Origin of the sequence: Halalkalibacter okhensis, assembly GCF_000787375.1 — a bacterium.
In the GTDB taxonomy this organism is placed as follows: Bacteria; Bacillota; Bacilli; order Bacillales; family Bacillaceae_D; genus Halalkalibacter; species Halalkalibacter okhensis.
Map to the genome: position 1 here is coordinate 33076 of NZ_JRJU01000033.1, position 12682 is coordinate 45757.

The 12682-nt window shown below is 39.2% G+C and carries 10 protein-coding genes and 1 pseudogene; all 11 read right to left on the minus strand.

Features of this window, described 5'->3' with window-relative positions; genetic code table 11:
* Positions 1 to 26: 26 nt before the first annotated feature.
* The gene (locus tag LQ50_RS18730; RefSeq protein WP_034632182.1) at positions 27 to 1040 is read right to left on the minus strand and encodes an LLM class flavin-dependent oxidoreductase; all 1014 of its coding nucleotides are present in this window, start codon (positions 1038 to 1040) and stop codon (positions 27 to 29) included.
* Positions 1041 to 1241: 201 nt separating this feature from the next.
* Positions 1242 to 1961 carry a GntR family transcriptional regulator gene (locus LQ50_RS18735; RefSeq protein ID WP_034632208.1) on the minus strand — a complete coding sequence of 240 codons (720 nt, stop codon included), beginning with the start codon at positions 1959 to 1961 and terminating at the stop codon, positions 1242 to 1244.
* A 34-nt stretch (positions 1962 to 1995) separates the two neighbouring features.
* Positions 1996 to 4344, minus strand: a complete 2349-nt coding sequence (locus LQ50_RS18740; RefSeq protein WP_034632184.1) for an FtsK/SpoIIIE family DNA translocase — start codon at positions 4342 to 4344, stop codon at positions 1996 to 1998.
* 118 nt (positions 4345 to 4462) lie between these two features.
* Complete coding sequence (locus tag LQ50_RS18745; protein WP_034632187.1) at positions 4463 to 4684, minus strand: YlzJ-like family protein; 222 nt, start codon at positions 4682 to 4684, stop codon at positions 4463 to 4465.
* On the minus strand, positions 4681 to 5430 hold the full coding sequence (locus LQ50_RS18750) for a ClpP family protease (protein ID WP_052144858.1): 750 nt from the start codon (positions 5428 to 5430) through the stop codon (positions 4681 to 4683). Before LQ50_RS18750 ends, LQ50_RS18745 begins: the two co-directional genes overlap by 4 nt.
* Before the next feature lie 154 nt (positions 5431 to 5584).
* Positions 5585 to 7252, minus strand: coding sequence for a ribonuclease J (locus LQ50_RS18755; RefSeq protein ID WP_034632188.1), 1668 nt, complete (start codon positions 7250 to 7252; stop codon positions 5585 to 5587).
* Positions 7253 to 7559: 307 nt separating this feature from the next.
* Positions 7560 to 8432 carry a 4-hydroxy-tetrahydrodipicolinate synthase gene (dapA, locus tag LQ50_RS18760; protein ID WP_034632190.1) on the minus strand — a complete coding sequence of 291 codons (873 nt, stop codon included), beginning with the start codon at positions 8430 to 8432 and terminating at the stop codon, positions 7560 to 7562.
* Positions 8433 to 8458: 26 nt separating this feature from the next.
* Positions 8459 to 9687 (minus strand): annotated as a pseudogene (gene dapG / locus LQ50_RS18765) (aspartate kinase).
* A gap of 16 nt (positions 9688 to 9703) precedes the next feature.
* The gene (gene asd, locus LQ50_RS18770; RefSeq protein ID WP_034632193.1) at positions 9704 to 10744 is read right to left on the minus strand and encodes an aspartate-semialdehyde dehydrogenase; all 1041 of its coding nucleotides are present in this window, start codon (positions 10742 to 10744) and stop codon (positions 9704 to 9706) included.
* A 153-nt stretch (positions 10745 to 10897) separates the two neighbouring features.
* Entirely contained in the window at positions 10898 to 11491 is a 594-nt protein-coding gene (locus tag LQ50_RS18775) for a dipicolinate synthase subunit B (RefSeq protein ID WP_034632195.1), read from the minus strand.
* A gap of 14 nt (positions 11492 to 11505) precedes the next feature.
* Positions 11506 to 12390 (minus strand): dipicolinic acid synthetase subunit A, encoded by an 885-nt coding sequence (gene dpaA, locus LQ50_RS18780; protein ID WP_034632212.1) that lies wholly within the window; start codon positions 12388 to 12390, stop codon positions 11506 to 11508.
* Positions 12391 to 12682: the final 292 nt, after the last annotated feature.

Consider the following 12682-nt stretch of genomic DNA (forward strand, 5'->3'; position numbering starts at 1 on the left):
GGTATAACCTTGTTTACCTTAACGTTTTACCCTTTACTCTCAACCAATTGAAACAATTCAGCTAACAACTCAAATGACCGGACACGGTGGTTATAATCATGTGTAATTGTAATAATCATTACCTCATTTGTTCCATATCTTTTAGCTAATGATTCCACTTCTGCTTTTACTTTATTTGGACCACCAACAATCATTCGTTTACGATTTTCTCTTACTTGGACTAGATCAGCCGCATTATAGGGATAGCTTTCGGCCGCTTCAATCGTTGGTATTTCTAGTGAGCGCTGACCTTTTTGAAGCATCAGAAGTGACAGGTCCAAACTGGCAGCCCTTCTATTTGCTTCCTCGTCCTTGTCTGCACAAATGAGATGAATAGCTACACTTGCCTCTGGCTCCCCGTAAAAGGAAGAAGGTCGAAATTGCTTTCGATACGCCCTAACGACTTCTTCTCCTCCATCTCCATTTATAAAGTGGGCGAATGTAAAGGCTGTCCCTTTTTCAGCCGCAATTTGCGCACTCCCACCACTAGATCCTAGCACCCATAGCTGTGGCATAGTGTCCACAATTGGAGTTGCCGTTATTCCATAATAGTGATGATCTTTTGAAAGTCCTGTAAAATATCCTTTTAATTCTTCTATTTGGTCAGGATAAGCATCTCTTTTCCGAGCTGAGCTTCCTTGTAAAGCCATTGTGGCAATTGGATTACCACCAGCTGCTCGACCGATTCCAAGGTCAACACGATTAGGATAAAGCGCCTCAAGCATTTTGAAATTTTCTGCTACTTTGTATGGACTATAATGAGGAAGCATGACCCCACCTGAACCAATTCGAATCTTCTTCGTTCTTCCCCCAATATGAGCTAACAGTACTTCAGGTGTTGATCCTGCTACCCTTTTAGCATCATGGTGTTCCGACACCCAAAAGCGGTGGTAACCCAACTGTTCAGCCATTTCCGCTAATTCGACTGTTTGCTTAACAGCCGTTCGTGCATCGATCCCATTTGCAACGGGGGATTGGTCTAAAATACTTAGCCTTAACAAAATAAAACACTCCTCCCATAAAATCTCTTCTTTATGTAAAAGTTGTTAATATAATTATCTTCTTCTTTCCTTCGCCTGTCTACTAACTCAACCTACATTTTTGAAAGGGTTATCATTTTCATAAATCTTTTGTCTAGTCTAAAATACCTTTTAAATAATAGGAGCTGCCTTTTATTTTAGGCAGCTCCTATTTACAACTAATTAACTTCTTTTTCTGACAACATGAAACTTAAACTTATCTGCTCTAAAATAATTTAGCGAATACAATAAAGGTTGTTCAGACTGATCATAGTGCATTTGCTTTAGCAGCAATAACGAATGACCTGGTTCACATTCCAATATTTCAGATACATGTTCATGGTAACCAATTGGTTCAATATACGTAATCGCATATGTAATGGTCTTTCCTAAGTCTTCCAAATACCGAAAGATCGATTTCGTTTCATGAATGGAATGATTTTTTAAGAGTTCGTTTGGAATTCTATCTAAGCAGTACACAACAGGGGAATCATCCGCTGTTCGCACTCGTTCTATCTCCATAACTTCTTCTAAATCGTCATTAATAAACTTTCGCCGATCATCATCTGTTGCTTCTTGAACAGCTGAAGACAAAAAAATCGTTCCTGGTTTCATCTTCGCTTTTACAATCATATCTGTAACACTATCCAATTCTTCGATTCCTGATGAAAACAGAGGTTTTGAATGGACAAACGTTCCCACACCATGTCTGCGAATAACGACCCCTTCTTCTTCTAATAATCGTAAGGCTTCACGTAGCGTAGCACGACTTACTCCCAACAATTTAGAAAGTTCAAATTCTGAGGGTAATTTCTGGCCTTCATCGTATACATTTTTCTCTATATCTTCTTTCAAGCGATCAATCACTTGTAAATATAATGGTCTGTGGTCTGCTTTAATCACATTCTCAACCCCTTCTACGGATCCCCTTCTCATTTTATGACGAAGCCTCGTCTTCTCTAGGTTTCTCTATCAACACTTCACGTGGTTTGCTTCCTTCATACGGACCAACAATCCCTCGAACTTCCATCTCGTCTATAAGTCTTGCCGCCCTTGTATAACCAATACGGAACCTTCTTTGGAGCATGGAAACCGATGCTGTATTCATTTCAGTTATAAGATCCACTGCTGCTTCATATAACTCATCAGCTACTTCTTCTGTTACGACTTGCTCTTCAGTTGGCGTCATTTCTTCTTGATATTGTGCTTTTTGTTGGGAAATGACAAAATCAACAATTTCCTCTACCTCACCATCTGACAGAAATGCCCCTTGAATTCTTTTTGGCTTCGTTGCTCCTACCGGCATGTATAGCATATCACCTCGACCAAGAAGCTTCTCCGCTCCACCAGAATCTAAAATGGTCCTTGAATCGGTTTGAGACGATACACCAAATGCAATTCGTGAAGGAATATTTGCTTTAATTACCCCCGTGATGACATCAACGGAAGGACGCTGAGTTGCAATGATCATATGAATTCCTGCAGCACGAGCCATTTGCGCTAACCTCGCAATTGAATCTTCCACATCACCGGAAGCAACCATCATTAAGTCAGCAAGCTCGTCCACAATAACTACGATGTACGGCAAGGTTGGCTGCTTCGCCTCCCCTTCTTCATTTTGTCGGTCTACAAGATCATTATACCCCTCAATGTTTCTTGTTCCACTATGCGAGAATAAATCATAGCGCCTCTCCATTTCAGCAACGACTTTTTTTAAGGCTTGAGATGCTTTTTTCGGTTCAGTTACAACCGGCGTTAACAAATGCGGAATCCCATTATATACCGTTAACTCAACCATTTTTGGATCGATCATCATCAGCTTTACTTCATGTGGTTTAGCCTTAAGTAAAATACTCGTAATAATCCCATTAATACAAACACTCTTCCCGCTCCCTGTTGCACCTGCCACAAGAAGATGGGGCATCTTATTTAAATGAGCAAGAACAGGTTCTCCAGAAATATCTCTACCCAATCCTACAGCTAGAACATTTTTCTCAGAAGTTGACTCTGGTGAATCAAGTACTTCTCTTAACGTAACAATAGCCACTTCATGGTTTGGCACTTCAATTCCAATTGCTGACTTTCCTGGAATCGGAGCCTCAATTCTAATGTCTTTAGCTGCAAGCGCTAACGCTAAGTCATCTGCCAAATTAACGATTTTACTAACTTTAACGCCAACATTAGGGTTTACTTCATATTTTGTTACAGCTGGCCCTAAATGCACCTTGGATACACGTGCTTTTACTCCAAAACTTTCAAGAGTCTGCTCCAATTTTCTAGCATTGGCTGTTAATTGTTTTTTTTCATTTGTTTGACTTGGATTGTTCGGGAGCTTTAACATTTCTACATCAGGCAGTTTATAAGCTTCATTCGTCTCCTCAGCTGTCACAAGCGACACTTGAACTTCTTCTTCTGCGGTTTTATCTCCCTGCTTTGTTTCTGATGACACAGTTGGCTGTTTCTGTTTCTCTTGATTTGGCCTACGGTAAGCCTTTTGCGTAAAATCAACAATCTCTGGCTCTATTTCTTCCTCTTCTTGTACTCCAGTCCGGTTCGACTCTTTTACACCTTCTTGGTCCTTTTTCTCCTCCTCAAGTGCTTTCTGTTTTCTTTCTCGTTTAACTTCCCTTTCTTCTTGAATACGTTCTTTTGCTTTTTCACGTAATTGTCTTAACTCACTGAAGAGGCTACTAAATGTATCAGCGACAAACAAGTAGAAACTTCTAAAAACTTTTCCCAATAACTCGGAAACTGATTTTCCAGTCATTAAAATAAAGCCAATAATAAAAAGAATAAAACAGAGAAAATATGTACCCATTTCTGCGAATAAAAAGTGACTTACAGCAAATGCAAGGGAACCAATCATTCCACCACCTAAATCAGCTGGCGGTGTTTCGCCTTGCATTTCCATCCAAAATAATTTCCATGTATTTCGAATAACTGATTGATCTTCAAAGCCTTCCCTGCCACTTAATTGATGAAAAAGGCCAACATGACTAAACAATACAAATGAAAGAATGATGACATAAATTCCCGATAACCTTCTTGACCATATTTTTGGTTTTTGACGCTTTATCATGATATAAAGAGAGATGACTAATAGTCCGATTGCTAACACGACAAACCATTCACCAAGGAAAAAACGAAAAAGTCTTACAAACGTCTCCCCGACACTTCCCAGTCGTGCAAATGTAACGACGGCAATGACTAATAGTCCGAGCCCAATTAATTCAAATGATAGCTGTGACTTCCACTCGGTTTTTCTTTTTTTCTTACGTCTTGCCATACATTTCACCCTTTACCGCTATAAATAGTCAACAATATTAAGAAGCAGCCAAAATTGGCTGCTTCGACCATGCTTGGATGAAATTAATTATAGCATAATACAAACACTCGCTACAGAGCTAAAGTTGAGGTTTTGCTTGAATGATCGCCCCAGGTGCATATTTATCATCCAAATAATTCATGACATTTCCACTTATTAGGCGAACAACCCGGTATTGGCTGTGATTGATCTGTTCAACGACTAAATGGCCAGCGTCACATGAGATGACTTGTTGTGACGTGTAATTTTGTGTATCTTCAGGAAAGATCATCTCTTGTGGCATCATTGTATAGAGAATCATTGAACAACATCTCCTCCCGTCGCAGGCTTGTCTTGTTCTATTAATTCATTCAACTTTTTCAGTGCTTGACCAATTCCTCCGACTTCATTAATTAACCCGTATTGAACTGCATCAGTCCCAACAACATTTGTACCAATATCACGAGTAAGATTCCCTTTTGATAGCATTAACTCTTTAAATTTCTCTTCACTGATTGAAGAATTCTTTGTTACAAAACTTATAACACGCTCTTGCATCTTATCTAAGTATTCAAATGTTTGAGGAACACCAATGACAAGACCGGTCAGACGCACAGGATGAATCGTCATCGTAGCTGTCTCCGCAATAAATGAGTAATTAGCCGCCACTGCAATCGGCACCCCAATCGAGTGGCCACCGCCTAATACAAGTGTTACCGACGGTTTTGACATAGATGCCACCATTTCAGAAATCGCTAATCCGGCTTCAACATCTCCACCTACTGTATTAAGAATTAATAATAAGCCTTCAATTTTAGGATTTTGTTCAATTGCGACAAGCTGAGGAATAATGTGTTCATATTTAGTCGTTTTGTTCTGAGGAGGTAATTGCATATGTCCCTCTATTTGCCCAACTACGGTCATACAATGAATATTAGATTGGCCCATATCAGGTACATTCGTTTGGCCAAGTTCTTGGATCTTCTCAATAATTCCTGAGTTTTTTTGATCCTTCTGTGGTGTTGCAGGTGCTGGCTGCTGTTCAAGATTTGGGTTTTCCATCGTCATCAACAAAGCCCTCCTTATATGATTACTAGGTGTAGTATGATCTTGTTCTGGCTTTATCATCCAAAATTATTTTGTTTTTCTTGATTCTTATCCACTTTATCTAAATAGCAAAAAAGATGAATCAATAGGATTCATCTTAATAAGCATTTAAGTATTAAACTTCCATTATAATTGGTAATATCATTGGTCGTCTTTTTGTTTTTTCAAATAAGAAACGACTTAACCCTTCTCTTACATTACTTTTAAGAGAGGACCATTCATTCACATTCTCATTGACACATTTCTTCAAAATTGCACCTACTAATTCGTTAGCATCTTCAAGCAACTTTTCGGATTCACGCACATACACAAACCCACGAGAAATGATATTAGGTCCTGAAACGAACTCACCTGTTTTTTTATTAAGCGTAACGACTACAACTAAAATCCCATCTTTAGAAAGAAGACGACGATCTCGCAAGACGATATTTCCAACATCACCAACACCTAACCCATCAATTAAGACATTTCCAGAAGGTACTTTTCCTGTCTTTCTCGCTTGAGCATTCGTGAATTCAACAACCTCTCCCTTGTCAACTAGAAAGATATTCTCTGACTTCATTCCTGTTTTTAGAGCAAGATCTCGGTGGGCATGCTGCATTCTAAATTCACCATGGATTGGAACAAAATACTTTGGCTTCATTAAATTAAGCATAAGCATTAATTCTTCTTGACTTCCATGACCGGAAGCATGAACCTTCGCTTGTCCATAAACGACCTCTGCACCAATTCGATATAATTTATCGATAATGGCCGATACTGACTTCTCATTCCCAGGAATAGCAGATGCTGCGATAATGACTGTATCTTCTTCAGTAATTGTAATCTGTCTATGTGCCCCTTTAGCCATTCTTGTTAACGCTGACATTGGTTCACCTTGACTACCTGTTGTTAAAATGGCAAGCTGCTCATCTCGGTATTTTCCAATTTCGTCTATTTCGATAAACAGATCTTTTGGTGCATCGATATAGCCTAACTTCGTCGCAATTGTAATGACTCTCACCATACTTTTCCCAACAACAGCAAGCTTTCTATTCGCTCTAATTGATGCTTGAATAACTTGTTGAATTCGATGGACGTTTGAAGCAAAAGTGGTTACAATAATACGTCCTTCCGTTTTTTCAAAAACTTCAGCGATTCCTTGTCCAACTTCAATTTCTGACTTCGTTGTTCCTGGTCTCTCTGCATTCGTACTGTCCGACAGAAGACAAAGCACACCTCGTTCACCTATTGCTGCCATCTTACCAATTTCAGCATGCTTGCCATCTACAGGCGTTTGATCAAATTTAAAATCTCCTGTATGAACAACTGCACCTTGTGGTGTTTCAAAACAAATACCAACTGAATCAGGAATACTATGATTTGTACGGAAAAACGACACTGATGTAGATCCAATTGTTAAACGGGAATTTGCATCAATTAGGTTTAATGTGCAATGACGGAAGATTCCTGCTTCTTTTAACTTTTCTTCAACTAGGCCAAGGGTTAATTTCGTTCCATAGACAGGAACATTGATTTTCTTTAAAACGTAAGACAAACCTCCAATATGATCTTCATGACCATGTGTTAAAAAGATCCCTTGCACTCGCTCGGCATTTTCAACAAGGTATGACACATCTGGAATAACAATATCAACACCTAACATATCGTCATCCGGAAACATTAATCCCGCATCAACGACCAAGATGTCTTCATCTACTTCAACAACATACATATTTTTGCCTATTTCACCGACTCCACCTAAGGCAAAAACACGTACTTTTTCTATATTTTCTTTTGACAATGGACTTCCTCCTACTATATATGCTCTAAAAAACCGAAATGTTTTTTGCTTTTATACCGTCTCTCATCCTTGGCGTAGATGATATCACTCGCTAAAATAACAGATAATCGTAATTACGATCTAATCTAACCCGAACAAATCAATTACATTTAGTATACCTTAATTAGGAAATGAAAAACAAGACTGAACTTCCTAACTTGGAATATCACGGCACCTCATTATATAGTTAGAAAAACTTGAATCCATAATCAGATGAGGCATATTCTTCCATATTCAACAAATATCAAAAAAAGCTAACCCTTTTGGATTAGCTCTTTTTCTTTAATACTTTATTCACTTCTCTTATTTGATCATGATTCAAAGGAATTAACGGAAGTCTAACGTCTCCAACCTCAATCCCTTGCAAGGACAGAGCGTATTTTACACATGTGGGGTTAGGAGCTAAAAACATAGCTTTCATTATAGGAAGTAACACACGATGGCTCTTAGCTGCCTCTTCCATTTTTCCAGTTTGAAAGTTGTTTATCATTTCTTTCATCTCACGACCGATTACATGAGCGGCTACTGAAACGACGCCATGTGCTCCAATAGCCATAGCTGGAAGCGTGTTCGCATCATCACCCGTGTAGAGAGAAAAATCCTCATCGACTGCAGAAAGAATCGCAGCCATTTGTTCCAAATTTCCACTTGCTTCCTTTACAGAAACGATATTAGGAATCTTAGATAAAGCGATGGTCGTTTCTGCCTCGATTTGTACGCCTGTTCTCCCGGGAACATTATAAAGCATTACAGGAAGGTCAGTTGATTCAGCTATTTTTTTAAAGTGAGCATACATTCCCTCTTGAGACGGTTTATTATAATATGGTGCGACGAGCATGATGCCATCAACACCTACGTCTTGGGCCTTCCTTGTTAATTCAATTGAAGCTTGCGTATTGTTGCTTCCTGTTCCTGCAATAATAGGAATTCTGTTATTAACGTGCTTCACACAGATTTTAAAGAGCTCTATCTTTTCATCTGTTGAAAGTGTCGGAGACTCTCCCGTTGTACCTGCTACCACTAAGGCATCGGTACCATGGTTAATCAGATAATCAATTAAATCCTTTGTTTTCTCAACATCTATTAAACCTTTTTGGGTAAAAGGGGTTACCATAGCAGTAACAATATGGCCAAAGTGCATAACCTTCAGCTCCTTGTTTCAATTTTCTAAGAGTGTTCTTCTAGTTGCCCTGACTGTTCGAGTTGAAACATATGATGAAGTGCGTTTACTGCTTTAACCATATCTTTTTCTTTAACTAGTACCCAAATTGTTGTATGAGAATCAGCTGATTGAAGTATTTGAATATTTTGCTTTGACAATGCACTTACAATCTTGGCAGTAACACCTGGGACACCGGTCATTCCGGCTCCTACAGCTGACACTTTTGCACAATTTCTTGTCACTTCAGGTTCATAACCCATTTGATGCAACACTTCAATTGCTTTGTCAGCTACATCCTCCATAACTGTATAACAGACACCTCGAAGATTGATATTGATAAAATCAACACTAATTTCTGCGGTCGCCATTGCTTTAAATACTTTCTCTTGTAAATCATATTCCCCTTGTTTTGCGAATACCTTAATTTGAGCAACGTTGGCTAAATTCGCAATTCCGGTAATCACTCGGTCTTTCACTTCTGTTGTAGGTTTAGCGATCTTAGCTGTAACAAGGGTTCCTTGCCCTTTGGAATAAGTGGAACGAATCCGAATAGGAATCCTCGCTTGCATAGCTACTTCAACCGCTCTTGGATGAATGACTTTCGCACCTTGATATGCCATATTACAAATTTCTTCATATGACATCGTATCAAGAGCCCTAGCGCCTTCCACAATTCTTGGATCAGCTGTCATAACCCCTTCAACATCTGTAAAAATATCAACCCATTCAGCTTGAACAGCTGCACCTAACGCTGTAGCTGACGTATCACTACCACCTCTTCCAAGTGTCGTCGTTTGACCATCAAATGTCTGACCTTGAAAGCCCGCTACTACTACCACATCACTTGTTTCAAATTGCTTTCTCAAACCGTCACATTTCATATCGACAATCTTTGCATTTGAGAATTCATTATTTGTTCTAAAGCCCGCCTGAGCACCAGTAAGTGCAGTAGCTGTAATATCCATGCTTTGTAATAGACCCGTGAACACAACGGAAGAAATAACTTCTCCGCAAGAAACAAGCAGATCTTGTTCTCGTTTAGGTAATGTTTTTGGTTAATAAGACCAAGTAATGTGTCGGTTGCGTAAGGTTCTCCTTCACGACCCATTGCTGATACTACGACAATGACTTTATATCCATCTTCAACAGCTTTTTTTACATGGTTCGCTGCCATAGATCGACTTTTGTCATCTCGTACAGACGTACCACCAAATTTCTGAACTATTATTTTCATATGACACCTACTTTAACTACGATAAAAGATCTAATTTTACGAGACTTTCAGCGATTTGAACTGAATTCCATGCTGCACCTTTCAGTAGGTTATCTGAAACAATCCACATATGGTAGCCATTATCACGGTCAAGATCTTGACGGATTCTTCCAACGAACACATCATTCTTGCCTACACATTCCGATGCTAGTGGGTATACTTGATTTGCAGGGTCATCTTGCAATGTAACTCCAGGAGCTGTTGCAAGAAGTTCTTTTAATTCAGCTACTGTTGCCCCACCCTTTTCTGTCTCAATATAAACTGATTCAGAATGACCAGTCTCAACTGGGAGACGTACACAAGTAGCTGCTACTTCAAGTCCTGCCATTTCCATGATTTTTTTTGTTTCATTAATCATTTTCATCTCTTCAAACGTATACCCGTTATCTTGGAAAAGATCAATCTGTGGAATTGCATTAAATGCGATCTGATAATGCTTTTTGTCCCCACCTACTGGTAGAATTTCAGGTGTGAATTCATTTCCTTCTAAAATATCTTTTGTTTGTTGTTTCATCTCTTCAATCGCTTCAAGTCCTGCACCAGAAACAGCTTGATATGTTGAAACAACTACTTTTTTAAGACCATATTTTTCTCTTATTGGCTCAAGAGCTACTACCATTTGAATCGTAGAACAATTTGGATTAGCAATGATACCATTATGGTTTGTTAAAGCTTTCTCATTTACTTCTGGAACAACAAGTGGCACATTTGAATCCATTCTAAATGCACTTGTGTTGTCAACGACGATTGCTCCACGTTTTACCGCTTCAGGTGCAAGCGCTTTTGAAACAGAGCCTCCTGCAGAAAACAAAGCAATCTGAACTCCTTCAAAAGCTTCAGGTGTTGCTTCTTCTACTGTATATTCTTTCCCCTTAAAGGAGATTATTTTCCCCGCTGAACGTTTTGAAGACAATAGTTTTAAACTACCAATTGGAAAATCTCTTTCCTCTAACGTTTTTAACATTTGTTGCCCGACTGCGCCTGTTGCGCCCACTACAGCTACATGATAATTTGACATTTGTGTTCGTCTCCCCTCATCTGCTTACAATGTTTAATAGAGTTTTTTCACTAAGATGGAATGATTATAGCACATCCAGCTTAGTTTGTATCTGTTGCATTTCTCTATTAAACTTTAAGGGAAATATTTCATTTGTGCAACCACGCGAATTGCTTAATCTCTGAATTTTTCTACTAGTACAGGCTGATATTGCTTACCAGCTATGGCAGACTCAACCGTATCCACTAATGCTTCCATTCTAGCCACTAACGAGTTTGGCTTTTTAACTGGATCATCCTGGCCAAATGGGATAAAATAAATGTTTTTTGTGGCCATTAATTTCATAATGTTGACTCCATTAAGACCTAACGCATCATTAGTTGAGATTCCAAGTACTACTGGATTTCCGCTACGTAATGTCGCTTTTGCTCCCATTAAGACCGGGCCATCTGTCATCGCATTAGCAAGCTTACTCGTTGAATTCCCTGTAATAGGAGCAAGCACCATACAATCTAAAGGTGTTTTCGGCCCAAAAGGCTCTGCTTTTACGATCGTATCGACAATTTCTTCCTCTGTTATTTCTTCGATGCGTTTTAACCAATAAGCACTAGTACCGAATTTTGTATCTGTGCTTTTTACATTCCCAGAGACAAAAGGAGTTACCTTCGCACCATGCTTAATTAACTTTTCAATCTGAGGCATAACCTCTTCGTACGTACAATGTGATGCAGATATACCAAATCCAATATGCTTCCCTTTTAATGACATGATACATCCCCCTTTTACTTTTTCGTTTCGCTCGTTAACAACACCGCTAGGACGTCAGCTAAGATTTGACCAGCTGTTTTTGGTGCTACAATCCCTGGTAACCCAGGAGCTAAGAGCGCCTTCATCCCCCGCTTTTCTGCATAACGAAAATCAGTCCCACCTGGCTTGGAGGCTAAATCGATGATAAGCGTATGAAGAGGCATTTCGGCTAAAACGTTTGCTGTAATGACAAGGGCTGGTATTGTATTAATACAAAGGTCAATATCTCTCAGTTCTTCTTTCATACGGTCTGTATGAAATGGAGTTAACCCCATTTCAGTAATTCGAGCTAACTGTTGTGATTCGTTGGCACCAACTTTCACATTTGCTCCTAACGCACTAAAAGTCCTGGCTACAGACATGCCTACTCGACCTAAACCTAACACAGCCACTTTTGCACGATGAATCGTAATATCTGTATGTTGAATCGCCATCATCACTGTTCCTTCTGCTGTAGGAATAGAATTGTAGATTGCAACATCATCACGTTCCATCAACTTAACTAATGAACGCTTCGAGTCTTTTACGCATTTGTCAAGGTAATCATTGCTAATCCCTGAATAGATTACGCAATGTTCTGGTGTTTGTTGTATATGTTCGACCTTTAATGCAAGAGACTCATTTGAAAACACTGTTTCAATTTTCCCATCTGAACTTGTGCCGCTTACTGGTAATAAAATGGCATCAGCCGTCGACCATTCAATATCTTTCAACGTGTGCTTCGATGCACCAATAAAACCATCATTTAACTGATCAAACCCTACCATCGAAATTTTGGCATCTAGGGTAGATAGTTTCCTGATGATTTCCAATTGTCGTGCATCCCCTCCAATTACGACAACATGCTTATCTGTTAACATCTGCTCTTGTTCTCCTTTCATTCATGCGAATCTCATCATCGCAGGTCGCTTAAAAAAGAAAGCTTTACTCATATAATGCGATTACCTCCTACAGAAGCGACACCAAATGCGAGGGCACCATACAAAGGAAAACAACCCTTTTTAAGTGTCCTCCCAAATGCACCGTTCCTGCTGGCAAAGGATGAACAGCAACGATTCACCATAGCATATGTACTGTTTATTCAATAGGTGAATACCATTTTAAAAAGACAATCATCAAAAAAACAGCCTTTTCATTAAATGAAAAAGCTGT

Bases quoted from the DNA above. Each gene is read 5' to 3' on its own strand.
- LQ50_RS18740 (WP_034632184.1), bottom strand. From the start codon at position 4,344: ATGGCAAGACGTAAGAAAAAAAGAAAAACCGAGTGGAAGTCACAGCTA.
- LQ50_RS18745 (WP_034632187.1), bottom strand. From the start codon at position 4,684: ATGATTCTCTATACAATGATGCCACAAGAGATGATCTTTCCTGAAGAT.
- LQ50_RS18750 (WP_052144858.1), bottom strand. From the start codon at position 5,430: ATGACGATGGAAAACCCAAATCTTGAACAGCAGCCAGCACCTGCAACA.
- dapA (WP_034632190.1), bottom strand. From the start codon at position 8,432: ATGCACTTTGGCCATATTGTTACTGCTATGGTAACCCCTTTTACCCAA.
- asd (WP_034632193.1), bottom strand. From the start codon at position 10,744: ATGTCAAATTATCATGTAGCTGTAGTGGGCGCAACAGGCGCAGTCGGG.
- LQ50_RS18775 (WP_034632195.1), bottom strand. From the start codon at position 11,491: ATGTCATTAAAAGGGAAGCATATTGGATTTGGTATATCTGCATCACAT.
- dpaA (WP_034632212.1), bottom strand. From the start codon at position 12,390: ATGTTAACAGATAAGCATGTTGTCGTAATTGGAGGGGATGCACGACAA.